This is a genomic window from Bacillus sp. FSL P4-0334 (assembly GCF_038004825.1).
Lineage (GTDB): Bacteria > Bacillota > Bacilli > Bacillales > Bacillaceae > Bacillus > Bacillus velezensis.
Genome location: NZ_JBBORX010000001.1, coordinates 200325 through 226384, shown reverse-complemented (window position 1 = coordinate 226384; position 26060 = coordinate 200325). Strand labels below are relative to the sequence as shown.

Genomic DNA, 26060 nt, shown 5'->3' with positions numbered 1-26060 from the left:
CACATGGAAGCAGCATTACGAGCAGATACGAGAGCAGTTATCGGAGAAGGCCCTTTATGGGACAAGGACAAGCAATGCCTGTACTGGGTGGATATACTGGGCAGCCAGCTGCATATCTTCACTCCGGCTGACGGAATCAACCGTTCCGTTAAATTCAAATCATTTGTCACGGCTCTGGCCTTGTATTCAAAGGAAGAGCTGGTGATGACGATGAAAGACGGTTTTTACCTGTACAATCTTCGGGAAGACACATTGACGAAGATGAAGCAGCCGAAAGATATGCGGGAAGATATCCGTTTCAATGACGCAAAATGCGACCCGTCCGGCAGATTATGGGCGGGAACGACGAGCATGGAAGGCAAAGAAGAGGAGGCTTCGCTGTACCGTCTGAATACGGACGGCAGCCTTGCCAAAATAAAAGACCAGGTCTCCACCTCGAACGGTTTGGATTGGGATCGGGACCGAAACTTGATGTACTATATCGACACTCCGACGCAGGAAATCGTCTGTTATGCATACGATCCTGAAACCGGAGCCGTATCAGATCCGAAAACGGTCTACCGCTTTCCAAAGTCGCAAGGATCTCCCGACGGAATGACCATTGACCGTGACGGAATGCTGTGGGTGGCTCTGTTCGGAGGCGGCCGTGCCGTCCGGATTGACCCGTTTTTGCATAAGGAAATTGCATCTATCGAAGTTCCGGCGAAATACGTCACCTGCTGCGCGTTCGGAGGCAGAGACTTGAACACGTTATACATTACGACCGCGACGGAAAAATTGACGGAAGCCGAAAGACTTGAGCAGCCGCATGCGGGCGGCCTGTTTTCAGCAGAGCTTGAGACGGGCGGCTGGGAGCCGGTTCCGTTTGCAGGCATGATGTAAAAAAAAGCCCTGGCATATGGGGAAGTCCCCATTGTGCCGGGCTTTTTTGTGTTAAATGGAGCGGATGATGCCGCCTTCAACCCGCTGTGCGGTGCCATTAATGGCAGAAGCCGCTGATGAAGCGAGAAATACAATCGTATTGGCGACTTCTTCCGGGGTTGCATAGCGCTGAATCAATGATGTCGGTTCATTCACTTTAAAATAATCCCGGACGAAGCTGTCTGTGTCTTCTCCGGCAGCCTTTGCGGCTCCTTCCATGTAAGAAGCGACGCCTTCGGTCCATGTCGGTCCCGGCAGCACGGAGTTGACCGTGACATTTGTGCCTTTCGTCATTTCCGCCATTCCCCGGGACAAGCTGATTAACGCCGTTTTCGTCATTGAATACGGAATCATTTGCGCAAGCGGTTTGACACCGGCTTCACTGGAGATGTTCAGAATCCGTCCGCTGTTTCTCTCGAGCATTTGCGGCAGAAAACGCCGGCACAGGCGCACGGCGCTCATAACATTCACTTCAAAATACCGAGTCCATTCGTCATCAGACACCTCAGTGAAGTCCTTTACTTCAAAAAAACCGAGATTATTGACGAGAATATCGACTTCCCCGATTCCGCCGGCGCGCTTTATCAAGTCATCCGCCTCATCCTGACGCGATAAATCCGCAGCGATGCCGTGAACCGTTCCGTAAGCGGAAAGCTCCTCAACCGTCTGTTCCACAGTTTCTTTTTTTCTTCCGTTTATAATCACCTCGGCGCCTTCGGCTAAAAAGCTTTTTGCCGCAGCTTTTCCGATGCCTGAGGTTGATCCTGTAATCAACACGAGCTTTCGTTCAAGCTGTAATTCCATAATAATCCTCCTTTTCACACCATTGTGTAACAGTATACATGATGAATTTTAGTGTGTACGAACAATTTGCTTTCATGCAAAAAGGCCGGATATACAAGCCTTAAAGACTTATAGTATAATTACTGCGAAAAAAGGATACGAATGTCAAAGAGACAATCGTTTACCATAATCAGGGGGAGTTAAAAGAATGAAGAAGATCACTGCCGTCTGGGCGGCGCTCTTGGTCACCGCCCTTGTGATCGCCGGCTGTTCCGGCGCACAGGAAGAAGGAAGCGCGGCCAAACAAAAAGCCGTCTCAACCGAAGCATTCCCGGTAACCATTAAGGATGCCGCGAACGAAAAAGTAACCATAAAGCAGGCACCGGAAAAAATCGTTTCCCTCATGCCGAGCAATACGGAAATTACATACGCGCTCGGACTGGGAGATAAGGTCGCAGGCGTCACGACAAATGATACATATCCGAAAGAAGCGGTAAAAAAACCGAAAGTCGGAGATATGAATGTGAACGCTGAAAAAGTCATCGCGCTGAAGCCGGATCTCGTGCTTGCCCACGCGTCCTCTATGTCCGCTTCCGCCGATGCGATGAAGCAACTGAAAGATGCGGGCATCACCGTCTTAACGGTCAATGATGCGCAATCGTTCCAAGACGTGTACAAATCTATCAGCATGATCGGGAAAGCGGCCGGCAAAGAAAAGCAGGCGGATAAGCTGATCAAATCGATGAAATCCGACCTTTCCGGCATAGAAAAGAAAGCGGCGGCCATTTCTGAAAAAGACGAAAAGAAAGTATTCGTCGAAGTGTCTCCTGACGGCTACACGACGGGGAAAGGCACGTTTATGAACGAAATGCTTGAAGATATACACGCGAAAAACGCCGCCGGCAGCCAGACCGGCTGGGTTCAGCTTACGGATGAAGCGATTGTCAAAATGAATCCGGACGTCATCATTACGACAGACGGCGTAAAGGCCGCTGAAGTGGAAAAACGCGCCGGCTGGGGTGCCGTCAATGCGGTCAAACACCACAATGTCTATTCTGTTGATCCCGACCTTGTCACACGCTCAGGCCCGCGCCTTGTCAAAGGGGTCGAGAAGCTTGCAGAAAGCGTTTATCCTGAAACGTTTAAAAAGTAACCGCCCGCTGGCCTACACGGTCAGCCTGCTGTTTTTAGCCGTTTGTACGGCACTCGGCATTTCAATCGGCAGTCTGCATATTCCTTTATCCGACGTTTTTTGGATCGGGATCGGCCGGACATCCTCGGCTGACCCTATGAATGTAAATATTATGATGAATATCCGCCTGCCGAGAGTCGTTCTGGCTGCCCTTGTCGGAGCCGCGTTATCCATTGCGGGAGCGGCGTTTCAGGGACTTCTGAAAAATCCGCTCGCCGACCCTTATACACTCGGGGTATCTTCGGGAGCCTCGGCGGGAGCCGTTATCACCTTGTTTTTCGGCATTCAGATTCCCGTCATCGGCCGGTTCACACTACCGGTTGTCAGCATCGCCGCAGCCATTGCGGTCATGGCGGCGGTTCTGTTTTTCAGCCGCCTCGTTCATGCGTCGATGTCGGTTTCGACGCTCATTTTGACAGGCATCATCATGAATTCTTTTCTCGGGGCTCTTATTTCGCTTGTGATCGCTTTAACGGGCAATGATCTGCTCCCGATTGTCCGCTGGCTGTTAGGAAGCGTGTCAATGAGGGGCTGGGGCTATGTCGCGCTGTTTCTGCCTTTTTTTCTGGCCGGGACGGCGCTTCTGCTTATCAATGGCAGAGAATTAAACATTATGACTTATGGAGAAGAAAAGGCAAGGCTGTTAGGCGTCAGTACGGGAAAAAGAAAATGGCTGATGATCGCCGCCGGATCTCTGCTGACGGGAGGAGCGGTTGCCGTCTCGGGGACGATCGGATTTGTCGGCCTTGTCATTCCCCACGTGACACGGCTTTTGTGGGGGACGGATCATCGCCATTTACTGCCGCTGTCAGCATTGACGGGCGCCGGGTTTCTCATTTTGGCGGATTTGTTTTCCCGCACCGTCATTGAGCCTGTCGAATTGCCGATCGGCATTATGACGGCTTTGGCGGGAGCGCCTGTGTTTGCCTTGATTGTGCTTCGCCAGCATCATGGAGGGAAACGCTTATGATCAGGGTGAGCAGCCTGTCCGGCGGGTACGGAGGCCGGATGATTGTGGAAGATGTCAGCTTTACCGCCGGAAAAGGTGAATTTGTCGGCATACTCGGTCCGAACGGCTCGGGAAAAACAACGCTGTTGAAATTGCTGACGGGAATGCTCTCTCCGTCAAAAGGCGAGGCGCTCGTAGCAGGCAGGCCCGTCGGCGGATACAAGCCGCGGGAACTTGCGAAAATCATGGCCGTTTTGCCGCAGCATACGGAGCAGGCTTTTACATTTACCGTTAAGGAAACAGTGTCTTTCGGCAGATACCCGTATCAAAAAGGACTCTTCAGACAGATGGATCAACATGACGAAGACATTGTCCGGGAAGCGATGGAAATGACGGGCATCGACCGATATGCGCAGCAATCCGTCCGCAATCTGAGCGGCGGGGAGCGGCAGCGCGTCTTTCTGGCGCAGGCGCTGGCTCAGCAGCCTGAGGTACTGTGTCTGGATGAGCCGACGACCTTTCTTGATCTCAAATATCAGAAAGACCTGCTTGATACGGTGAAGCGGCTGACGAGAGAAAGAGGCCTGACGGTCATCAGTATTTTTCACGACCTAAACGCCGCAGGCCAATATTGTGATCAGCTCCTGATGATGAAAGACGGACGCGCTTTTCCGAAGCAGACGCCGGATCAGGCTTTGAAAAAAGAGACGATTGAAGACATTTACGGCATCACCGTCAGCGCTGTTGCCCAGCAATCGTCGCCGAAACCGCTGATCGCTTTCATGCCGGAAGCGCAGGAGGAAAGAGAGCCTGTCAACGTTCCGTTCGCCTCTCTGATAAACAAAAGCGGAAATACCGTAACGCTTCATACAGAACGGCCGTTCAGAATGTTGTCAACCGCATCTGACGGCCCGGGCTTTTCGTGGAGCTGCCGGCTTTCCAGCTCAGCGGCCGCTGGTTTGATCTGCCGTACGTTTGATTCGGTCACAATTGCCGTGACTGCGCAGCTTACCGTTTGGGTGCTGATCAGCGGACGTTTATCGGAACAGGGATTTGTACGGCTGTTAACGGCAGCGACTGAAGCGAGAATGCAGGCTCTTTCCGGCAGACAGGCAAAAGGCGACATTGTCATTTGTGCCTTGCAGACAGGAGAGGCGATGGACGTCCCTCACGCGGAAAGAGCCGTCAGAAGAGGAACCGCGGCATGTGTAAAAGCGGCGGAAGAAGGAGGAATACAACGATGAAGCTGTATACGAAAACCGGCGATAAAGGACAGACAAGCCTGATCGGCGGCAGAACGGATAAAGACAGTCTGCGGGTTGAAAGCTACGGGACGATTGATGAGCTGAACAGCTTTATCGGGCTTGCGCTTGCGGAGCTTGATGATTGTGAGAATTGCGGTGATGTGAAAGCCGAACTCCGAAACATTCAGCATGAGCTGTTTGACTGCGGCGGCGACTTGGCGACGGTCACTGAACATAGAAGCTATACATTAAGAGAGACATCTATTTCCGCATTGGAAGACTGCATAGACCGTTACACGGCTGAAGCGCCCCCGCTTGAGAAATTTATTCTTCCGGGCGGGCATAAGGCGGCTGCTCAGCTTCACATCGCGCGGACCGTCACGAGACGGGCTGAGCGTCTCGTCGTGAAACTCGGCAAAACAGAAGAGATAAACGATACAGTGATGCGTTACTTGAACCGCCTGTCTGATTATTTTTTCGCGGCGGCAAGAGCAGTTAACGCAAGACAGGGCGTTCAGGATATAGAATATGAAAGAAGCGCCGCGGTATTCCGTGATGATGAATAACGTTTTGTTCAGCCGGCATCAGCAAGCCGGCTGTTTTTTTATAGAGATATCCATCAATTGAACCTTTATTGACAGGAGGAAAATGTATCTTATGCATTATTGACTGAAAAATTAAAAAATGAGATATTATAAGAAACATTGTAAAATAATGGGGGATTTGATAGATGGATACATATAATAAGAGCGAGAGCATCTGGAATAAAAATTTCACCCTTCTGTTTATCTCAAGGCTGGTTAAATTGTCAGGCGACGGTTTTGCCTTTAATTCCATTCTGTGGTTTTTGATTTTTGACGGGGAAGGCGCGATCGGCACGTCCCTGCTCATTGCGGTCACGTTCCTTCCGGAGGCGATGCTGGCGCCGATTACCGGGCCTTTTATGAAGCAGCATACGCTGAAATTCTGGATGTATTTCTCCGACCTCACGCGCGCGGCGGTCGTGTTGATCATTCCGGTCTGTTACTTTAACGGTTTTTCTCCTTTGTGGTTTGTCATGCTTCTCATGATTGTGCATTCAGCCACGGGAGCCGCTTATAATCCTGCATCTATCTCATTAATCCCCAATATTGTCAGAGAAAACAGCCTGCAGAAAGCGAATGCGGTCATCCAGTCATCAGGCCAGATCGTCAGGCTTGCCGCCATTACGCTGAGCGGGGTGTTCTTAACATTTATCAGTCCCGCTTATTCTTTGTTTATCGCTCTTATATTCTATCTTCTATCAGGTTTTCTCGTACTCTTTATGTCATACCAAGTCCAGCATGCCAAACAGGATACAGTCGCCGTCAGACAGCGCGGGACGTATTTCGGAAGGCTCAAACGGGGTTTCGTTCTTGTCAGGAAACACCAGATTTTATACCCGCTCGCCATCTATTGTATCTTCATGAATTTTGCGGCCGCTCCGTGGGAGGCGCTCTCTGCCGTTTATGTCGCCGAAGATTTAAACATGCCGCCGATCATCTACTCGCTTTTGAAAGCGACAGGCACGGGCGGAGCCTTTTTAATGGGTTTTATTTTGGCTAAGGTGAAGGTGAACAAATACGGTCTCCTGTTTGTGTCAGCGGGAATCATAGAAGGAGCGGCATTTTTCATCACCGGCCTCAACACTTTTCTGCCGCTCGTCTTCCTCGCCGCATTTGCGTTCGGATCTGCCGTCAGCGCTATTAATGTGCCGGAATATACGATTATTCAGACATCTGTGGACCATGATGACCAGCCGCAAGTCTATGCCGTCATCCATATGATCTCAAACATATCCATTCCGCTCGGCGCGGTTCTTTGCGGATACGCGGCTAACGCCTTCGGTCCCGGAAAAGTCATTGCCGCCGGCGGTCTCGTTGAAGTCCTGTCCGGTCTCGGAATATTGTTCTTTACGAAGCTGGCCAAAGCCGAACGCTCAGATCTCATCAGGGAAAAAGAAGCGAGTATCAGAATATAGATTTTTCGTGAAACGCCCTGCGCCGTCCGGTGCAGCGGCGTTTTTTTATGCGAAGGTCCGGGGGCTTATACGACTCCGGTCTGATATGAAAATCAATCTCTGACTCGTTTTGCCGGCCGCGGGATTTGTTTATAGTAAAGACAAGGAAAACGAAAGGAGGATCTGCATGAATATAAATGGTAAAACGGCAGGCGGCTTTCTGCTGATTGTGTTCGGACTTTCTGTCTTTTTCGGAGGAGGCCATTTCGCATTTATCATACCGCTGGCGATCGGAGGCCTGATGCTTTACTGGGGAATCAAACGTTTTTCAAAAGGCCGGGCGGTATCGGGTATCATCGCGGGCGTCATCGGAGCTATGATTCTCGTCGGTTCGCTTCCATTTATCGTTGCGATCGGACTGGCCGGCGCCATGGTGTATTTCGGGTGGAAGATGATGAAGCAGGGCGGCTCAGATACCGCTTCCCGCCAGTATGAACCGGAAGCGGCATCACCGGGCTATCAATCCGGATTTGACTCTGAATGGGAAGAATTTCTGAAGAAAAAATAAGGAGGAAGACAAAATGGTCTTAAAAAGAATAAGAAATATGTTCGTCGCATCTGTTAACGAAGGGCTTGATAAATTAGAAAATCCGAAAGTCATGCTGAATCAATATGTGCGTGATATGGAAAGTGACATCGCTAAAGCGAAACAAACGATTGTCAAACAGCATACGATCGTCCATCAGTTTAAGAAAAAACAGGAAGATGCCTCCGAAACGGCGGCAAAACGGAAAAACCAAGCTCAGCTTGCTTTTGACGCCGGGGAAGAGGAGCTGGCGAAAAAGGCGCTGACTGAAATGAAATACCTTGAGGGAAAAGCGGCCGAACATGAAAAAGCGTATGAGCAGGCGAAAACACAGCTGGCAGAGCTGAAAGAGCAGCTGGAAACTTTAGAAACGCGCCTCCGCGACGTAAAGGATAAAAAACAGGCGCTCATCGCCCGCGCGAACGCGGCAAATGCGAAGGAACATATGAACGCTTCTTTCGACAAAATTGACAGCGAAAGCGCCTACAGAGAGTTCCTTCGAATGGAAAGCCGCATTGAAGAAATGGAAGTCCGCGTCAAATACGGCACTTCAGCTGAGGCGAACACAGAATACAGCCGCTCCCAATATTCAGACGAGGTGGAAGCTGAGATTGAAAAAATGCGCTCGCTTTCTCTGGAAAAAACAGAGCGTCAAAAAGCGGCTCATGAATAATGTGCACAAGGGAAGATCGGCGCGTTTACGCCTCTTCCCTATACGCACGTATCAATTCTCCGGCTTTTCCTTTATAATAAAATGAATGAAAAAGGATGGAACGTAATGAAGCGTAAGATTGCCAAAAGACTGATGGCGGCGTCCGTTCTGATCTGCTGTCTGTTTTTGGTGAAAGAAGTGTTTGCCGGGCGTTTTTTTCCGCTGTACGAAACAGAAGCGGAATCGGCAAGCATACCGCCGCGTGCCGTCAACAGCCTGTCGGTTTCATCGGAACAGACGGATGTAAAAATCATCGCGGAAGCGCGGAATGATATCGCGGCAAACATGACGGGACCGGCGGGGAAAATGTTTGTCCAAAGCAGGGGAAAGACCCTCAATCTTAAAGCGAAGGAGAAAGGGTTCCAATTTCTGAATCTCTTTCAGCGCCCTCTGCTGATTGTCCGCATTCCGTATGATTATCATCGGGACATCACCGTCCATACATCAAGCGGCAGCATTGCCGTCGACGGAAACAAGGGGCTGTCTCTTGCGCACCTCGGCGTCCGTTCTGTAAGCGGGAACATGTCGCTGAAGCACGTGAAGACGGATGTGTTTGAAGCGAAGGGGCTGTCGGGCAATCTCACAGCAGCAGGCCTTGCGGCAAAAACGGGGGCTGTCCGTTTATCCTCGGGGCATGTCGGGCTTCAACATGTGGCGGGCGCCCTTGACGTGCGGGTCGCTTCCGGCAGTGTCGATGCCTCGCTTGAGACGGCGGATGCTCCCGTATCCGTCAGGCTTGCGAGCGGCAGCGCAGCGATCAGCCTGCCGAAAGACGGAAGTTTTACGGTGAACGCCGAGACGGCAAGCGGAAGGATCCGGCCGTCTTATTCCTTTGAGAAAACGAGTAAGGAAGGCGGGGCATTTACCGGCATGAAAGGCAGCGGCGCCAGGCCGATTGATATAAAAGTGACGAGCGGCAATATTGCACTGCAATAGTCAAGGAAAGGAGGGGCAAGCAGCTGATGGCAAAAAAACAGATTCTCGGACTTATCATCGCCTTATTAGGCATCAGCATGTTTTTGCGTATTATCGGCATCGGCGACTTCTTGTTTTGGCCGCTCTTTTTTCTGATCACAGGTTATATTTTTAATAAATATTCCCGCGGCTGGCTCGGCTCCGTCCTGTATATCTTCGCCGCTTTTTTATTTTTGAGGAACCTGTTCAGCGCCACCTTTAACCTGTTCGGCTATGCCTTCGCCGCCTTTCTCATATACGCGGGCTACAGGCTCCTGAAAGGAAAGCGCGTGTATGAACATAAAGAGAAGAAAATCAATCTTGAAAAAGAAGAGCAGCCAAAGCCTTCCGCCCAGACGGAAAGCAGACAGCCGGACCTCCGCAGCTTTTTTATCGGCGAGCTCCGGATGATGAAGGACCCGTTTGAGCTGAATGATTTAAATGTTTCCGGATTCATCGGCGATGTGAAAATTGATTTGTCAAAAGCGATGATTCCCGAAGGAGAAAGCACGATGACCATCAGCGGTGTCATCGGCAATGTCGATGTGTACATCCCGCCGGATATCGAAGTGTCCGTCAGTTCATCGGCTTTTATCGGCGATATGAACCTGCTCGGCTCTAAGAAAAGCGGCATGAGCCCGAATCTGTATAAAGTATCGTCTGAGTACGGCGACTCGCCGCGGCGGATTAAAATTTCAATTTCGTTATTCATCGGCGATGTGGATGTGAAGTATTTATGAGGAAAAAATTACTCGCCAATATTCAGTGGCGTGCCATGCGGATGACCGCGGGACTCAGTCTGCTCCTTTGCGCGGTGTTTATTACGCTGATGCTGCTGTATTACGGGCTTGACCCGATGCTGCTGTTTTCTTCCGGCTGGTTCGGTATTCCGTTTGTGGTGATCCTGCTTCTGGCGTCTCTTTCGGCGGGGTTGATTTCCGGTTATGTATATGGCGGCCGCCTTAAAACAAGAATGGATACACTGATTGAAGCGGTTTTGAAATTTGAAAACGGCAATTTTGCTTATCGGGTGCCGCCGCTCGGCGATGATGAAATCGGTCTGGCGGCAGACCAGCTCAACGAAATGGCCAAGCGGGTCGAGCTCCAGGTCACATCGCTGCAAAAGCTCTCCAACGAGCGGGCGGAATGGCAGGATCAAATGAAAAAATCAGTCATCACTGAAGAACGCCAGCGGCTGGCGCGCGATCTGCACGATGCCGTCAGCCAGCAGCTCTTTGCCATTTCTATGATGACATCCGCCGTCTTAGAGCAGGTGAAAGATGCGGATGACAAAATCGTCAAACGGATTCGCATGGTTGAACATATGGCGGGGGAAGCGCAAAACGAGATGAGAGCGCTGCTGTTGCATTTGCGGCCCGTCACTTTAGAAGGAAAAGGCTTAAAAGAAGGGCTGATTGAGCTGTTAAAAGAGTTCAAAGCGAAGCAGCCGCTGGATATTGAGTGGGACATCAGCGATACGGGTGTGTCAAAAGGCGTTGAAGACCATCTGTTCCGCATCGTGCAGGAGGCGCTTTCCAACGTTTTCAGACATTCAAAGGCGACCAAGGTCACCGTCAGGCTCGGCGCGAAACATCAAAAACTTCAGCTTAAAGTCATTGATAACGGGGCGGGTTTTACGATGGATCAAGTGAAAGCATCCTCATACGGCCTGCATTCCATCAAGGAAAGAGCGAGTGAAATCGGCGGCATAGCGGAAATTATCTCCGTAAAGGGAAAAGGCACGCAGATCGACGTGAAAGTCCCGATTTATCAGAAAACAAAAGGAGAGAACGACAGTGATTCGAGTGTTACTGATTGATGATCATGAAATGGTCAGGATGGGTCTGGCCGCGTTTTTAGAAGCACAGCCGGACATTGAAGTCGCCGGTGAAGCATCAGACGGGCAGCAGGGCGTCGATCTGGCCGCAGAGCTTTTGCCGGATGTGATTTTAATGGACCTTGTCATGGACGGCATGGACGGCATCGAAGCGACAAAACAGATCTGCGCGACACTCAATGACCCGAAAATCATCGTGCTGACGAGCTTTATTGATGACGACAAAGTGTATCCGGTGATCGAAGCGGGAGCGCTCAGCTATTTGCTGAAAACGTCCAAGGCGGCAGAAATAGCCGAAGCCATCAGAGCGGCTGCCAAGGGCGAACCGAAGCTTGAATCGAAGGTGGCTGGAAAAGTGCTGTCAAGGCTGCGCCATTCAGAGAATCAGCTTCCGCATGAAACGCTGACAAAAAGAGAACTGGAAATCCTCTGTCTCGTCGCGGAAGGCAAGACGAATAAAGAGATTGGTGAAGAGCTGTTCATTACGATTAAAACGGTGAAAACCCACATTACGAATATATTGTCAAAGCTTGATGTCAGTGACCGCACGCAGGCAGCCGTATATGCCCACCGCAATCATCTCGTGACATAAGAAAAGGAGAGCGGCGCCAGCACACTCTCCCGAGGGACGGGGTCATTGGGACATTCCCTTTGTTCCGAAATCCCTGATGGCGACTTTGACTTTGTATTCAATATCCGATTCACTGAAGTGATGATCCCAGTCAGAGGATATCTTTTTCCATTTATCGGGATAATGAATCCGGACTTGATCGCCTAACCCGGTAATATCCACTTTCAACTCATGCTGCATGTAATCAATGAATGCCATGACATCTGAATGAATGCTGCGTTTTACCGCGTTTTTGATTTCATTTATATAGGACTCCTTGAAAGAATCTTCTTTAGGGTTCCAATCCTCAGACAGACGGCCTTCAACAAACCGGGTTACGATAAACTTGAATTTTCCATTTTTATATTTTGTTTTTACATTATATTTGCTGGAAAATACTTCGAAGGATAAATAATGATTGTCATGCTTTGCAAACGTGACGCCTCCCTTTACCGTGCCTGTGAACAGGTTCATATTCTGGACTTGTAAAGGCGTTAAATTCGCATACCAGAATTTATTTTTAATAATGGTAGCGCCCCAGATTTCCAGTCTGCTGCCCACTTGGCGCACTTGAGGAAGGGCAAAGGTCTCGCCCTTGGCGATTTTCTCTGATATTTCCCCCAATGTCACGGGCGCCATCATCCGGATGGTGACCGAATTATTCTCCGTTAAGTCATAGATCGTATTTGACGCAGGTTCTCCCTGGTCACTGATTTTGAAAATATCTTTCGTTTTATCCGGCACCGTCATCACATTGCAGCTTCTTCTCGTACCGTTGTCCCTGATAAATTGGTTCATCAATGCGTCAAGCGGGATGTGATCCTTTAACAGCGCTTCGGAAAACAGCATGATGCGCAAGTGCTGGGAGAATGCGGGGTGATTTTTTAACGATGCCGTCCTTAAAGCTTGATGGACGGTTTCCCCGGGAGTGGAAGTCACCTTTGTCGTATTGCCTGACGACGACTGCTGGGAACTTGCTTTTTGCGGAACCAGAATCTGCTGTGTCACTTCCACGTTTTCTTCCTCGGGTTTATCGAGCCCGACTCCGATTACGAGGCTCAAGTCTTCTAAATTGCGGCTGTCCCAGCAGCCGGCCAAAAGCAATGTGCAAAGGATGATTACGATGTATGTCTTCATTGCGCTTTTTTCACCTTCCTTTTCACAGCGACGACTCCAAACATCAGTAAAGGCAGCAAAAAGAAAACCAAGAAGATATAGCCGAGAATATCACTGAACAGCATCAGCTTGTTAGCGTCTTTTGGCATCAATGATCCGAGGAATGTCGCGATGCCTACGAAGATGACGCCCTTTTTCTGCTTCAGCCCGAAAATTTTATTAAGAGCTGAAGTCGCGAAATATCCGTATGATACATAGGTGGCGAAAAACTGGATGATCCAGACAACAAGCAAAAAGGACTCGAACCTTTCGATAAAAAGCCCTTTGATTTCAAATGATTGAAAGAGCGCGATCGTAGGCCAGATCATTGTTTTGACATCTTGGGTGGTTAAGGCGCCGACGACGAGAACGTAGGTAATGATGTATAAAATAATCGGGATGCCAAAGCCCATGGCCGACACGCGGAATGTGTGCTTTTTATTTTTGAGGTACTCGGGGAGAAACAGCATAATCTCAATTCCCAAGAAGGAAACAGAAACGACGGTCAAGGAAGCCATAACGGGAGAAAACCCCTGCCCGAGCACCGGCCGCAGGTTATCGAGATCAAATATTTTAAAGCTGAAAGAAAACACCACCAGCAAAATAATGATCGTAATCGTTAAATAGAAAGGAAAAAGCCTGCCGATATCGCTCATGCCGCCGATAATTAAATAAACGGAACAGGCGATAAAGATAAACAGCGTGACCGGCACGGGCGTTCTTTCCAATAAAAAGAACTTGACCATTTCCGCCATCGCCCGGGCTTCGAAGCTGGCGACTCCTATAAAATAGAGACAGATCATAAGATTGACGATATTTCCCGCCCATTTGCCGAGTCCTTCATTCATATAATCAAATAATGATCCGTACTGATGCTTTTTCATAATGAGCGTATTGAGATAAATCAAAAAGATAAAGATGACGCCTTCCAGACATAACGCGATCCAGCCGTCCGGCGAATTTGCCCTTGATGAAAGCGCCCGCGGCATGGTGAGGAGTCCCGCGCCGAGCATCGTGTTTGAAATCAATGCTGTCCCTTGATAGCTTGTAAGCTTATTGTGAGTTGTTTTCTGGCTCATTTACGTTTTTCGCCTCTTTTGGTTGATTTTTAATAGGGAGACGGAGAATAGAGTCGTTTGCGTTTTTTAAGCTGAAAAATCCATTCGGCGAGAAATACGGAGAACCGAAGCTTCGCTGTCTCGATAAATGAGTGTAGATCGCCAGCATAAATAAAATCATGCCGTACAGCCCGAAAGCTGCCGCGGTAAACATCGAAATGAAACGGAGCACACGGAACGACAGACCCATCCCGTACTGCGGCACCGTAAATGAAGCGAGCGCGACAATGCTGACCACGATGACCATGATGGAGCTGACAATATTCGCTTCAACGGCCGCCTGGCCGATGACGACTCCGCCCACCAATCCGATCGTCTGGCCGAGCGGGCTGGGAAGCCTCAAGCCCGCTTCTCTCAGCAGCTCTATCGTAATTTCCATTACCATCGCTTCAATGATAGGCGGGAAGGGAACGTTTTCTCTGTTCGCCGCGATGGTGACTGCAAGCGATGTCGGCAGCAGCCCTTGGTGAAACGAAACGAGGGCGATATAAATGGACGAAAAAAACAGCGTAATAAAAATAGACGTAAACCGCAGCACCCGGATGAGCGAGGCGGAAATCCACCGTTCATAATAATCATCGGGAGACTGCATTAAAATTCCTAAAGAAGCCGGAACCACCAGCGCAAACGGCGAGTTGTCGACAAGGATGGCGACGCGGCCGTTGAACAAGGCGGAAGAGACTTTATCAGGCCGTTCCGTATTTTGTATTTGCGGAAAGGGCGAATACTTATTATCCTCAATAAGCTCCTCAAGCGTTCCGGAATCCTGGATGTCGTCCATCTTCACTTCGCTGAGGCGCTTTACAACATCGCTGACGACAGACGGGTCCGCCTTATCATCTATGTACATGACCGTGGCGTATTTTAACTTATTTTCTCCGATCGGAACCTTTTTCGTTTTCAGCTTCGGATGGTTCGTGCGCTGCCTGATCATGGCGACGTTTGTGTCAGAATCTTCTATGAAGGCGATTTTCGGACCTCTTACGACCTTTTCGGATGTGGGTTCATTCACGCTTCTTTTTTCTCTTTTTCCCGTGGACAAAATGTATACGCTGTCAAGTCCGTTAATAAACACGGCGCATTTTCCCCGCAGAATGGAGATGACGGCTTCCTTCGACGTAAAGACGGGACGGGCGTCGATCTTATCAAGACGTTTCGTCACCGTATCCAGCGTCAGAGTGTCTTCCTCCTGAAGCAGCGTTTCAATCGCCTCTTTTATTTTGTCTTCGTCGTTCATTTCACTCAGATACATATAATAAAAAACAAGCCCGTTCGGAAGCATCTTTTTATTTTGAACCAGGTCATCATTCTGCTCTACGTGGGGAAGCACCAGTGCCAGATTAACGTGTATGTATTCCTTGAATTCCGATTGCGCCATCGACAGTCACCCGCCTTCCAATCCTTAATTGAGGTTATCTTTTCCTGTTAAAAAAATGATATACTATGATAAAGTATTTAATGGTACAAGTTTTTTTATGAAAGCGGAGGAGAGATGTGGCACAAGTCAGACTGGCAGGAAATGCCGAAGAAATTGAACAGCTCATCAAATCATTTGAAGCGCATTACGAAGTGGCTTACACGTCGAAAGAATACCGTAAAACAAATCCGAAGTATAAATACTCTAAGGATTCGCGCGTCTATCTTGAGCTGAAATTAAAAACGGCCAAGGCCGAAAAATAAAAAGGGTTTCATCTGTTACTGGCGAATAATACTCAGGGTGAAGCAACTGTTATGGAGGGATACATAAATGGACTACAGAATTGAAAAAGACACCATGGGAGAAGTTAAAGTTCCGGCAGATAAATTTTGGGGCGCTCAGACACAGCGCAGCAAAGAGAACTTCAAAATCGGTTCAGAAAAAATGCCTCAGCGTGTTGTGAAGGCGTTTGCAATATTGAAAAGAAGCACAGCGATCGCCAACGAACGCCTCGGCAACTTAGAGTCTGAAAAAGCACAGGCGATTGCTGCTGTATGTGACGATGTTTTAAACGGCAAATACGACGATAACTTTCCGCTCGTTGTCTGGCAGACGGGAAGCGGCACGCAAAGCAACATGAACATGAATGAAGTGGTGGCCAACCGCGCGACTGCTTTATTGAAAGAAAAAAATTCCGAGCTGAAGATTCATCCGAATGATGACGTCAACCGCAGCCAAAGCTCAAACGATACATTCCCGACGGCGATGCACGTTGCGGCGGTTCTTGCCGTATATGAGCAGCTCGTTCCGGCGCTTGATCAGCTGCGCGCGACGCTTGATGAAAAAGCGAAAGCTTATCAGGATATTGTGAAAATCGGACGCACGCATTTGCAGGACGCCACTCCGCTGACGCTCGGACAGGAAATCAGCGGCTGGGTATACATGCTTGACCGTTCGAAAGAAATGATTCTTGAGTCAACGGAAAAAATCCGCGCGCTTGCCATCGGAGGCACGGCAGTCGGCACGGGAATCAACGCCCACCCGCAGTTCGGTGAATTCGTCGCGGAAGAAATCACAAAAGTAACGGGGCAGACATTCAAGAGTTCGCCTAACAAATTCCACGCGCTCACAAGTCATGATGAAATCACTCACGTTCACGGCGCGTTAAAAGCATTGGCTGCCGACCTGATGAAGATTGCCAACGATGTCAGATGGCTGGCAAGCGGCCCGCGCTGCGGAATCGGCGAAATCGTCATTCCTGAAAATGAGCCGGGAAGCTCTATCATGCCGGGCAAAGTCAACCCGACGCAAAGTGAGGCGCTGACAATGATCGCCGCGCAAGTGATGGGAAATGACGCGACAATCGGATTTGCGGCCAGCCAAGGAAACTTCGAGCTGAATGTCTTCAAACCGGTTATCATTTATAACTTCCTGCAGACCGTGCAGCTGCTCAGTGACGGAATGAATTCCTTCCATGACAAATGCGCTGTCGGTATTGAGCCGAACCAAGAGACGATTCAGGAAAATCTCTCTAACTCATTAATGCTTGTTACGGCGCTTAACCCGCACATCGGTTATGAAAACGCCGCGAAAATCGCCAAGCTTGCCCACAAAGAAGGCCTGACGCTGAAAGAAGCGGCATTACAGCTGAACCTTTTGACAGAAGAACAATTTAATGAAATGGTGCGTCCGGAAGATATGGTGCACCCGAAAGCATAAAAAGAAAGAACGGCTGCAGTCATTGCGGCCGTTCTTCTAAATAAACTGCTGTTTCAGTAAAAATCTGAGCTGTTCTGCATCTTCAGCCAGCAGGTCGGATTCCTTCAAATTCAAAATCATTCCTTTGATGATTGCCGGTTTCGGCGACTTTTTCTTCATTTCCGCTTCCAGAATATCCAAGCTCTCGGTGAATTCAGATGCTTGCGTCTTGTCCATCGTGCCGATGCGCGTGCGGAGGGTCTGCAAGATCGATTGGCTTAAAGGATCGGGCTGCCCGTTATGAAGGGGGCCAAACAGTGAGCTTGCCTCATCAAGAGAAATAAACGCTTCATCATGTCTGTCCGCCATTCCGTTTACGATGTCATCAATTCTGTGAATCACGGTATTTGCCAAAAGCGAAGGCTGTACGGACCGGCCGGTCAGAATGAGATATTCAAGATACATCTGACTGATTCCTTCTATTAAAAAACAAAGCTCGGCTGTGTATGGTTCAACTTTTTCTCCGTAAATCGCAAGAAGACTGTCGATATGAAACTGCAGGATCGACCGGCGGATTCTCTTTCCGCACTGCGCCGCTTCTTCGGTATAAGGAAGTGAACCGTCTTTCATCTGCACGGTAATAAAATCCTGATGGGCGAGAATCGATTCGTAAAACACCGCAAGCTGTTTTTGGTAAGCGGCTCTCGGACTGTCACCCTCCGTTTGGATCGTCGTGATTCGGGTAAACGTTTTATCATAGTAGTAATTCAGCATGGATAGAAGCAGTGCTTCTTTGGAAGGAAAGTAAAGATAAAAAGCGCCTTTTGAGATTTTGCATTCATCGGCGATTTCCTGAACCGATGTAGATTTGTACCCTTTTCGGGCAAACAGTTTAATTGCTGCTTCAATGATCAGCTTTTCTTTTTCCTTCAATGGTTCCACCCTTTCGGAGCCAGGAGGCTGGCTTGTGCTTCTCATGTATGACTATATGGTCATATTGATATTCCGTAAATTTAACCTGATTGTAACTTGTTTTTTTGTTTTGTTTTATTTATATTATAAAGTGAGCTGACCGAATGGTCAAAGTTCTGGCGAAAGGGTGAATCTGAAAATGAAAGAATTAGATGAAATGATCAGCCGCTTGCGAAACAGAGGAATTAAAGTCGAAAAGGTGAAATATCCGAAAAAGACAATTTGTGAAAAGAAATGGGTTCATCAATGCCAAAAACCGCTGAAAGCAAACTACAGAGATTTTAACGGCTATTCCTTCACATAAAAAAAGACTGCAATGAAACACTACAGTCTACTTTGGTATGATAATTCGGTAGATTACACCCGATTGGTCATTTTCAATTGAAATTGATGCTTTATGCAGGGTTAAAATCCGTTTTACGATGCTGAGTCCTATGCCGAACTCGCCTTTCTTCCCTTTATTAAAAGGCTCGTACAAGCTGGATAGCATCTCATCCTCAATCGGAGGCCCGTCATTTTTAACCGTCATGACAATCTGCTGCTGATTTTGGCTGATCCGAATGTGAATCGCCGTTTCTGCATAGCGGATTTGATTTTCGAGAATGTTTTCAAGAAGTTTGCTCCATTGCTCCGGATCACCGGGCATCATTAATGCATCTTCTGTTTCAACGGTCCACGATAATTCCTTCCGGGCCCATTTGAGCCGTTCAATGACTTCTTCCGTGACCTTCACAATGTCAAATGTCTCATGGTGCACCCGCTGCTTCATTAAATAATCAAGCTTCGTTAAATATAATAAATCCTTAATTTTCTTCTCGAGTTTTTCTGCTTCGCCTTCAATGACATCAATTGTGGTTTCCAGATCCCCCTTAGGAAAAATCCCGTCCTTTATTGATTGAGTATAGCCCCTTATCACCATGACAGGCGTTTTTAAATCATGAGAGATATTTTGCAGGAGCGTTCTTTCCGTTTCATCCTTTTGCACCAGCTTGCTCCGCATGTCTTCAATGGTATGGCCTAATTTTCCGATTTCGTCTTTTCTGTCGACGATGACCGGATCATCCCAATCCTGTTTTGAAATCCGTTTGACATGCTTTTCTAAGGAAACGAGCGGGCGCGAGAGATATTTGGCAAGCCAAATCGCCGGAATCCAGCTTAACAAAATCACGCCGGCAATGATAAAGAGCAGCTGCTTGAACAGGGTGAATGCCAGATCATCACGATAAGAATCAAGGGCGTAAGACAGCATCATCGCATCCTGGCCGTTAATGGTGAGGCCTTTTTTAATGACGAAAAATACTTTTTCACCGCTGATATCCGCGCTGTATCGTTTCGTGACGCTGTGCTGGCGGCCCGCGAGCTTGTACACCTTATGGATAAAGGAAGAAGAAAAGTAGTTCAAGTCTTTGTCACTGGCCGATTCCTCCCGTTCCGGCAGAAGAACGTGCTGAACGGATCGGAAAGTCGTCGGCGCGGTCGCATCCTCGCTGTAATATCCCCGCTCGATCGATCCGGGCAGCCGGTACTCCGTCAGTACATGCTGTTCATTTTCAATGGTCGTATACGTTTCATCCGTGAAAAAATTACGCAGCGTATTTGAGAACAGCACGAGAAGCAGAATCGAAATGGCTAAGAGGATGCCTGAAATGACCACCCATATTTGAAAAGCAAGCGGCTTATTTTTCATGACGTCATCATCCTGTAGCCGAATCCGTAAATGGTTTCAACCTTTAACCCGGGCATTTTTTTTCTCAGCCTCCGCACAAGATCATCGACCACCCGGTCAGTGCCGAAATAATCATGGCCCCATATTTTCAGCAGGATATCTTCCCTGGAAAAGGGGTGTCCTTTATGATGAAGAAATAAAAGCAGCAGATCAAATTCCTTAGACGTCAAATTGACCAGGCTGCCGGTTTCATCATAAACCTCTCGGGCATCTTCGATCACATTGTAGGAAGAAACGGTGATGCCGGTTTTTTTGGGAGCGGGCTGTTCTTTATACACGAGCTGGAGCAGCTTCTGGACCCGTATAATAAGTTCTCTCGGCAAAAAGGGCTTGGCGATATAATCATTGCTTCCAAGCTCTAATCCGAGGACTCTGTCAATATCGGCATCCCGCGCGGAAATGAAAATGACCGGCACATCGGGATCTTTTTCTTTTATTTCTTTTATCAATGTATAGCCGTCCGTATCCGGAAGCATGATGTCAAGAATCCACAAGTGGGGAGACGGCTGCATCTGCTTTCTGGCATCTTCGCCTTTTGTGAAAGATGTAATGTTCCAGCCTTCATTCTCTAAATATTTTGTGAGCAGTTCATTCAGGTTATCCTCATCTTCAACTAGATAAATGGTGTATGACAAGGCATTTCACATCCTTTCAACGTCATTATACTAGTTTTAACACACTCAAGCCGCATTTTCATAATTTCACATATTCTTTTCATTTTTATCCCACAATGTTTGTTTATGATGTGTATAAGGGAAGAAAGGAAGAAAAAAAGCGGGGAAGATAACATGTTCAAACACATTTTGTTTTGGAGCTTTGCTTTTCTCCTTATTATTGGGACAATAGAACTTGTACATGCGATGAATATGTAATCGATAGAATGAAAACATGCTGAAGGAGTGTGCGTGAATATGAATGATCATCGAGATGACGGCAGAAGCCGCGATCAGTCAGATCTTTCACATACGGAACAAAACAGAAATGAACAGCAGCAGATCAGCCATCAGGAGCCGGAGCTACTCGAAGGGCCCGTCTCGAAAGAAGCGGAAAACGAGACGGCGGCCGGTACGGAATTTGAAAAAACGGCTGCCGTGAAAAAAGAAAAAAAACGGAGAGCCGCTTGGCTGAGCCCGATTTTAGGCGGCATTATCGGCGGCGGCCTCGTGCTTGGCATTGTGCCAAACCTGCCGGGTGAGCAGCATAAGACAGAAGCCGTTTCTGATACGAAACAAGTTCAGTCTTCGAATTTTACGTCAACGCCTTTGAAAAATACCTCAAGCGTAGCGGATATGGTGGAAGACTTGGAGCCCGCGATTGTCGGAGTGTCCAACTACCAAGCTTCGCAAAGCAGCCAGTTCGGACTTGACGGCGGTTCAAGCTCTGAAACGGAAAGCGGCACGGGGTCAGGCGTCATCTTCAAAAAAGACGGCGGAAAAGCGTACATCATTACAAACAATCATGTCGTAGAAGGGGCGAACAAACTGTCGGTCACTCTTTACAATGGGAAAACCGAAACGGCAAAGCTTGTCGGAAAGGATGCCATCAGTGACTTGGCTGTATTGGAAATCAGCTCGTCCAATGTCAAAAAAGCGGCCAGCTTCGGGGATTCCTCCAAGCTCCGCATTGCCGATAAAGTGATTGCCATCGGCAACCCGCTCGGCCAGCAGTTTTCCGGCACCGTCACACAAGGTGTCATCAGCGGGCTGAACAGAACGGTAGACGCCGATACATCCCAAGGCACAGTGGAAATGAACGTGATTCAGACGGATGCGGCGATTAACCCCGGAAACAGCGGCGGCCCGTTAATCAACTCAAGCGGCCAAGTTATCGGGATCAACAGCATGAAAGTCAGTGAAAACGGCGTGGAGTCACTCGGCTTTGCCATTCCGAGCAATGATGTAGAACCGATAGTCGACCAGCTGCTTGCAAAAGGAAAAGTCGAGCGCCCATTTTTAGGTGTGCAGATGATTGACATGGCGCAAGTGCCGGAAACCTATCAGGAAAACACGCTCGGACTGTTCGGCGACCAGCTGTCTAAGGGTGTTTACGTAAAAGAAGTGCAGTCCGGCTCGCCGGCTGCGAAAGCGGGCATCAAATCAAATGACGTCATTGTACAATTGAACGGCAAAGATGTCGGCAGCAGCGCCGATATCAGACAGATCTTATATAACCAGCTGAAAATCGGCGATAAAACGACTGTTCAAGTGCTCAGAAGCGGAAGCAAAAAGACGCTGAACGTCACATTAACAAAACAAACCGAAAGCGCAAGCTGAACGCATAAAAAAAGCTGAACCTGCAACTGAGGTTCAGCTTTTTTCGTTATTCTCCCAAGTAGGCTGACAGCATCCACACATGCTTGTCCGCTTCTTCAACTAATCCGACAAACAGGTCGGCAGTTGACGGGTCATTTTGTTCCTCGGCGATGCCGATGACAAATTTTGATTCGCGGCTGATTTGTTTATAGTCTTGAACCAGTGATTCCACCATTTCAGAAGCCGTTTTTTCCTGACCTTGATCCGTAATGGAAGCTTGTTCAAGGTAAGCGTGTAAAGTCGCCGCAGGCTGTCCGCCGATGGCCAGAAGTCGCTCTGCGATGGCATCCGCCGTTTCCGCCGCTTCGTTATACAGCTCTTCAAATTTTTCATGAAGCGTAAAGAAATGAGGGCCTTTTACATACCAATGGAAGCGGTGCAGTTTAGAGTAAAGGATAAACCAGTTTGATAATTGTGTGTTCATTGATTTCTCAACAAGAGTTTCAGTTTTTTTCGCGTTTTGTGTATTCATATCCATCGTCCTCCCTGTGATCTGATAATTTAATTATATCACGTATTAAATAAAAATCAATACTAAATTATAATAATTATAATTTAGGTTTAAGTGAACAGCTTTTTCTTTATAATCGATTCCCAGGCAGACCACGGAAAGAGTGAGCGGAAAGCCAATGTCAGCTTAACGCCCCTGCCGATCGGATACCGCAGTTTCTTCAGCCGTTTCCTTTGTGCCAATTGATAAATCAGCTCCGCTACGTCATCAGGATCGCCGCTTTTGGATGCGTTGGCTTTGAAGTAAGCTTCTATTTGCTGATAATAGCGGTAATAAGGCGAATCTTTGCCGGGTACCGTAAGATGATTGGAGAGAGACGTTTCCCATATAGATGTTTTGTAGGAGCCCGGTTCTATTAAAGCGGCATCAATTCCTAAAGGCAGCAGTTCGAGGCGCAGGCTCTCTGTAAACCCTTCAACCGCGAATTTGGAAGAGACATACGGAGATAGAGCCGGAAAACCGGTCAGTCCGCTGATACTGCTGATATTGAAGATTTTCGCCCCGCTATGTTTTCGCATATAAGGCAGCACGGTTTTTGTGACGTGAATCAGACCGAATACATTTGATTCATACTGCTGTCTGTAATGTTCCATCAGCACATCGTCAATAAACCCCCCGTACGCAGTGCCGGCGTTATTGACGAGCAGGTCAATCGGTCCGAAACCGCTGATGGTGTTCCCGAAGTCAGACACCGACTGCTCATTTGTCACATCTAAAGAAACGACCGTAACATGTTCGGATGCACCCGCTTGAGCGGCGGCCTCTTTCAGTATTTCAGCTTTCTCCGGCTGTCTGGCTGTTGCGATGACGTGATAAGACCGGGCGAGCTTCAGCGCTGTCAGCAGCCCAAATCCGCTCGTCGCGCCGGTTACAATGGCAATTTTTCTGTTCATAATAATCCTCCCCGTTTGTTCTTATCTCATAGTGTATAACATCTCGCGGAAAGAAGGAGAAATCGTTCGGAAATATGTCAGAATTGTTTTATAATGGAGTCAGCTTCGGATAGAAAGGGGTAAAGAAAAGATGGCATTAGAGGGATTGAAGGAAACATGGGATTTAAACTCCATTTTTGAGGGCGGGAGCCGGTCGGAAGAGTTTCAGCAATACATACAAGAGCTCAAAAAGCATCTAAGCGCTTTTCAACATGCGGTTGAAGCATTTACAGTTCCGACGCATGCGGATGAAAGCCGGGAGCTGATCAATCTGATTGATAGGTTTGAACGGTCAGCGATCATGATCAGGCAGGCGGGAGCGTTCGTCGGCTGTCTTCAGGCTCAGAACACTCATGATCAGAAAGCGAATGAATGGAGGGCGCGGATCAATCAGCTGAGCAGTGATTTTAAATCCGCTCTGGTCACCCTTGACGATACACTTGCCCGGATTGACGAGCGGGTCTGGGAGGAGCTGCTGCAAAAACCGGAACTTCAGGATCTCACATATGTTTTAAATGAGAGAAGAGACCGTGTCAAAGAGAAGCTCAGCGCTTCAGAAGAAAGGCTGATTGAAGGCCTGGCCGTTGACGGCTATCACGCATGGGGCGACCTGTATAATGCGGCTGTCGGCAGAATGAAGATTCCGTTTGAGGATAAAGAGCTGTCGGTCGGCCAAGCGGAAAATATGATGGCGCACCCGGACCGGCGGATCAGACGTCAAGTGTTCAAAGAGCTTAATGAAGCGTGGAAAGGAGAAGAGGAGCTTTTCGGCAGCACGCTGAACCATCTGGCCGGCTTCCGCACGGAAATCTATAAAGCGCGGGGCTGGAAAAGCGCTTTGGAAGAACCGCTTGCGATCAACCGGATGAAAAAAGAAACGCTGGATGTCATGTGGCAGGTCATTACCGATCATAAAAAGCCTTTTGCCGAATACCTGAATCGAAAGGCGTCTCTTTTAGGGCTTGAGCGGCTGAACTGGTATGATGTGGACGCGCCGATCGGCGAGGTTCCGAAAGAATACACATATGATGAAGCGGCCAATCTGATCGTCAGCCAATTTTCGACGTTTGGCAAAAAGCTGTCCGCATTTACGGAAAAAGCGTTCCGTGATCGGTGGATAGAAGCGGAAGACCGCAGCGGCAAACGGGTCGGCGGTTTCTGCACCAGCTTTCCCGACAGCGGAGAATCCCGGATTTTTATGACGTTTTCCGGAAGCGCTTCGAATGTATCGACGCTGGCGCATGAGCTCGGTCACGCGTTCCATCAGGAGGCCATGCTTCAAGTGCGGCAGCTGAACAGAGCCTACGCTATGAATGTGGCTGAAACAGCCTCGACCTTTGCGGAAATGATCGTCGCCGACGCCGCTTTGAAACAAGCGGAGACAAAGGATGAAAAGCTGTTCTTGCTTGAAGATAAAATTCAAAAAAGCGTAGCCATGTTTATGAATATTCATGCGAGATTTTTATTTGAAACGCGTTTTTATGAAGAGCGCAAGCAGGGCGTCGTTCCGGCTGAGAAACTGAATGAACTGATGGAAGCGGCGCAGAAAGAAGCGTTTTGCGATTCATTAGGGGAGTACCACCCTCATTTCTGGGCGTCGAAACTGCATTTTCATATTACGGGAGTGCCGTTTTACAACTTTCCGTATACGTTCGGTTACTTATTTTCGCTTGGAATATATGCAAGAGCTCTTCGGGGAAACGCGGATTTTGAAGAAAAATATATCGCGCTTTTGTGTGACACGGCTTCGATGACTGTTGAGGATTTGGCGATGAAGCACCTTGGAGCGGATCTGACGGAACGGTCGTTTTGGGAAGACGCGGTCCGCCTTGCCGTACAGGATGTGCAGGAATTTTTAGAGCTGACTGAATGATAATCTTGAGATGAACCGGCCGGAGTGTTATCGCTCCGGTTCTTTTTTGTTTAATGAATGACAGCCGCCTCCCTTGGAAATACCTAAAAACGATCGGAATGGAATGGGAGTGAACCGCATGAAATGGATCAGAACGGCGGGCGTTTTATGTCTTACGCTGATGCTGATTGCCGGCTGCCGATTGAATGAAGAAAAACGGGAAGCGGAACAAGACAGCACACCCGTATCATCCGCGAAGCCGGTTCCTTACAGCAGCTTTGCACTACGCGTCAGCTACGGAGCCGGAGAGCATAACCGCTATGAAGGTTTGTATGAAAGTAAAGGCGGTCATGAAAAGGCTGACATCCGGGACAAGCTCTCAGGGGTTCACAGAGAGGGCGAGGAAGCGCTTGATGAAATGAAGATGATCCTCGGAGAACTTGCCGTAAACAGCCGGATGCAGGAAGGCGAGGTCGTCCGGCAGGTGCTCTCTGCTTTTAATTTGGACAGCCGCTATGACCATTTTTATCTGAAACTGATAAAGAACGATGGAGAAATGACGGAAATAAAAAAATAACCGCCGTCCGCTGCTTTTTTGCCC

27 protein-coding genes are annotated in these 26060 nt (G+C 48.5%); 18 read left to right on the top strand and 9 right to left on the bottom strand.

What is annotated here, in order from left to right:
* Positions 1 to 3 precede the first annotated feature (3 nt).
* Positions 4 to 882 (top strand): SMP-30/gluconolactonase/LRE family protein, encoded by an 879-nt coding sequence (locus NSQ37_RS01170; protein ID WP_138092918.1) that lies wholly within the window; start codon positions 4 to 6, stop codon positions 880 to 882.
* 51 nt (positions 883 to 933) lie between these two features.
* Here the strand turns inward: NSQ37_RS01170 and NSQ37_RS01165 are convergent, their stop codons facing one another.
* On the bottom strand, positions 934 to 1725 hold the full coding sequence (locus NSQ37_RS01165; RefSeq protein WP_160223267.1) for an SDR family NAD(P)-dependent oxidoreductase: 792 nt from the start codon (positions 1723 to 1725) through the stop codon (positions 934 to 936).
* A gap of 187 nt (positions 1726 to 1912) precedes the next feature.
* Here NSQ37_RS01165 and NSQ37_RS01160 point away from each other — a divergent pair, with 187 nt between their 5' ends.
* The 11 genes from NSQ37_RS01160 to NSQ37_RS01110 all read left to right on the top strand — a co-directional run bounded on the left by NSQ37_RS01160 (position 1913) and on the right by NSQ37_RS01110 (position 11748).
* Positions 1913 to 2857: an ABC transporter substrate-binding protein gene (locus NSQ37_RS01160; RefSeq protein ID WP_082998484.1), complete on the top strand. Its 945-nt coding sequence runs from the start codon at positions 1913 to 1915 to the stop codon at positions 2855 to 2857.
* Positions 2820 to 3866 carry a FecCD family ABC transporter permease gene (locus NSQ37_RS01155; protein ID WP_341123078.1) on the top strand — a complete coding sequence of 349 codons (1047 nt, stop codon included), beginning with the start codon at positions 2820 to 2822 and terminating at the stop codon, positions 3864 to 3866. Before NSQ37_RS01160 ends, NSQ37_RS01155 begins: the two co-directional genes overlap by 38 nt.
* Positions 3863 to 5089 carry an ABC transporter ATP-binding protein gene (locus tag NSQ37_RS01150; RefSeq protein ID WP_341123077.1) on the top strand — a complete coding sequence of 409 codons (1227 nt, stop codon included), beginning with the start codon at positions 3863 to 3865 and terminating at the stop codon, positions 5087 to 5089. Before NSQ37_RS01155 ends, NSQ37_RS01150 begins: the two co-directional genes overlap by 4 nt.
* Entirely contained in the window at positions 5086 to 5655 is a 570-nt protein-coding gene (locus NSQ37_RS01145; protein WP_007613687.1) for a cob(I)yrinic acid a,c-diamide adenosyltransferase, read from the top strand. Before NSQ37_RS01150 ends, NSQ37_RS01145 begins: the two co-directional genes overlap by 4 nt.
* Positions 5656 to 5819: 164 nt before the next feature.
* On the top strand, positions 5820 to 7088 hold the full coding sequence (locus NSQ37_RS01140) for an MFS transporter (RefSeq protein WP_007410055.1): 1269 nt from the start codon (positions 5820 to 5822) through the stop codon (positions 7086 to 7088).
* A 166-nt stretch (positions 7089 to 7254) separates the two neighbouring features.
* Complete coding sequence (locus NSQ37_RS01135; protein WP_007410056.1) at positions 7255 to 7635, top strand: protein liaI; 381 nt, start codon at positions 7255 to 7257, stop codon at positions 7633 to 7635.
* A gap of 13 nt (positions 7636 to 7648) precedes the next feature.
* Positions 7649 to 8326: a stress responsive protein LiaH gene (gene liaH, locus NSQ37_RS01130; RefSeq protein WP_007410057.1), complete on the top strand. Its 678-nt coding sequence runs from the start codon at positions 7649 to 7651 to the stop codon at positions 8324 to 8326.
* Between the two features lie 105 nt (positions 8327 to 8431).
* Entirely contained in the window at positions 8432 to 9301 is an 870-nt protein-coding gene (gene liaG, locus NSQ37_RS01125; protein ID WP_341123076.1) for a LiaG family protein, read from the top strand.
* 26 nt (positions 9302 to 9327) lie between these two features.
* Positions 9328 to 10059: a cell wall-active antibiotics response protein LiaF gene (liaF, locus tag NSQ37_RS01120; RefSeq protein WP_341123075.1), complete on the top strand. Its 732-nt coding sequence runs from the start codon at positions 9328 to 9330 to the stop codon at positions 10057 to 10059.
* A complete protein-coding gene (liaS, locus tag NSQ37_RS01115; protein WP_003151796.1) occupies positions 10056 to 11138 on the top strand; it encodes a two-component system sensor histidine kinase LiaS in 1083 nt (360 codons plus the stop codon). The genes liaF and liaS overlap by 4 nt, the downstream gene beginning before the upstream one ends.
* Complete coding sequence (locus NSQ37_RS01110) at positions 11116 to 11748, top strand: response regulator transcription factor (protein WP_012118407.1); 633 nt, start codon at positions 11116 to 11118, stop codon at positions 11746 to 11748. Before liaS ends, NSQ37_RS01110 begins: the two co-directional genes overlap by 23 nt.
* 42 nt (positions 11749 to 11790) lie before the next feature.
* Here NSQ37_RS01110 and NSQ37_RS01105 read toward each other — a convergent pair whose 3' ends face one another.
* Genes NSQ37_RS01105 through NSQ37_RS01095 form a run of 3 tightly spaced genes read right to left on the bottom strand, consistent with a single transcriptional unit; the run spans position 11791 to position 15417 of the window.
* Positions 11791 to 12903 (bottom strand): Ger(x)C family spore germination protein, encoded by a 1113-nt coding sequence (locus NSQ37_RS01105; RefSeq protein WP_012118406.1) that lies wholly within the window; start codon positions 12901 to 12903, stop codon positions 11791 to 11793.
* Positions 12900 to 14000 carry a spore germination protein gene (locus NSQ37_RS01100; protein ID WP_025285244.1) on the bottom strand — a complete coding sequence of 367 codons (1101 nt, stop codon included), beginning with the start codon at positions 13998 to 14000 and terminating at the stop codon, positions 12900 to 12902. Before NSQ37_RS01100 ends, NSQ37_RS01105 begins: the two co-directional genes overlap by 4 nt.
* Entirely contained in the window at positions 13975 to 15417 is a 1443-nt protein-coding gene (locus tag NSQ37_RS01095; protein ID WP_012118404.1) for a spore germination protein, read from the bottom strand. The genes NSQ37_RS01100 and NSQ37_RS01095 overlap by 26 nt, the downstream gene beginning before the upstream one ends.
* Positions 15418 to 15533: 116 nt before the next feature.
* On the opposite strand from NSQ37_RS01095, the gene NSQ37_RS01090 reads away from it, so the two are divergent.
* Together NSQ37_RS01090 and fumC are read left to right on the top strand one after the other, a co-directional pair.
* A complete protein-coding gene (locus NSQ37_RS01090; protein WP_003151806.1) occupies positions 15534 to 15719 on the top strand; it encodes a YvzF family protein in 186 nt (61 codons plus the stop codon).
* 67 nt (positions 15720 to 15786) lie between these two features.
* Positions 15787 to 17175, top strand: a complete 1389-nt coding sequence (gene fumC / locus NSQ37_RS01085) for a class II fumarate hydratase (protein ID WP_007410064.1) — start codon at positions 15787 to 15789, stop codon at positions 17173 to 17175.
* Positions 17176 to 17211: 36 nt separating this feature from the next.
* On the opposite strand, the gene NSQ37_RS01080 is transcribed toward fumC, so the two are convergent.
* Complete coding sequence (locus NSQ37_RS01080) at positions 17212 to 18087, bottom strand: TetR/AcrR family transcriptional regulator (protein ID WP_098081733.1); 876 nt, start codon at positions 18085 to 18087, stop codon at positions 17212 to 17214.
* Positions 18088 to 18265: 178 nt separating this feature from the next.
* On the opposite strand from NSQ37_RS01080, the gene spxO reads away from it, so the two are divergent.
* Positions 18266 to 18430 carry an anti-adapter protein SpxO gene (gene spxO / locus NSQ37_RS01075; RefSeq protein WP_003151811.1) on the top strand — a complete coding sequence of 55 codons (165 nt, stop codon included), beginning with the start codon at positions 18266 to 18268 and terminating at the stop codon, positions 18428 to 18430.
* 27 nt (positions 18431 to 18457) lie between these two features.
* Here spxO and NSQ37_RS01070 read toward each other — a convergent pair whose 3' ends face one another.
* Positions 18458 to 19813: a sensor histidine kinase gene (locus NSQ37_RS01070; protein ID WP_007410068.1), complete on the bottom strand. Its 1356-nt coding sequence runs from the start codon at positions 19811 to 19813 to the stop codon at positions 18458 to 18460.
* On the bottom strand, positions 19810 to 20487 hold the full coding sequence (locus NSQ37_RS01065) for a response regulator transcription factor (RefSeq protein ID WP_032876594.1): 678 nt from the start codon (positions 20485 to 20487) through the stop codon (positions 19810 to 19812). The genes NSQ37_RS01070 and NSQ37_RS01065 overlap by 4 nt, the downstream gene beginning before the upstream one ends.
* A gap of 276 nt (positions 20488 to 20763) precedes the next feature.
* Between NSQ37_RS01065 and NSQ37_RS01060 the strand changes: the two genes are divergently transcribed.
* Positions 20764 to 22125, top strand: a complete 1362-nt coding sequence (locus tag NSQ37_RS01060) for a S1C family serine protease (protein ID WP_341123074.1) — start codon at positions 20764 to 20766, stop codon at positions 22123 to 22125.
* Positions 22126 to 22171: 46 nt separating this feature from the next.
* Here the strand turns inward: NSQ37_RS01060 and NSQ37_RS01055 are convergent, their stop codons facing one another.
* Both NSQ37_RS01055 and NSQ37_RS01050 read right to left on the bottom strand, forming a co-directional pair.
* Positions 22172 to 22636: a Dps family protein gene (locus NSQ37_RS01055; protein ID WP_060561932.1), complete on the bottom strand. Its 465-nt coding sequence runs from the start codon at positions 22634 to 22636 to the stop codon at positions 22172 to 22174.
* Positions 22637 to 22725: 89 nt separating this feature from the next.
* Positions 22726 to 23568, bottom strand: coding sequence for an oxidoreductase (locus tag NSQ37_RS01050; RefSeq protein ID WP_341123072.1), 843 nt, complete (start codon positions 23566 to 23568; stop codon positions 22726 to 22728).
* A gap of 130 nt (positions 23569 to 23698) precedes the next feature.
* Here NSQ37_RS01050 and NSQ37_RS01045 point away from each other — a divergent pair, with 130 nt between their 5' ends.
* On the top strand, positions 23699 to 25480 hold the full coding sequence (locus NSQ37_RS01045; protein WP_341123071.1) for a M3 family oligoendopeptidase: 1782 nt from the start codon (positions 23699 to 23701) through the stop codon (positions 25478 to 25480).
* Between the two features lie 118 nt (positions 25481 to 25598).
* The gene (locus NSQ37_RS01040; RefSeq protein ID WP_205164376.1) at positions 25599 to 26036 is read left to right on the top strand and encodes a YusW family protein; all 438 of its coding nucleotides are present in this window, start codon (positions 25599 to 25601) and stop codon (positions 26034 to 26036) included.
* The last annotated feature ends 24 nt before the right edge of the window (positions 26037 to 26060 follow it).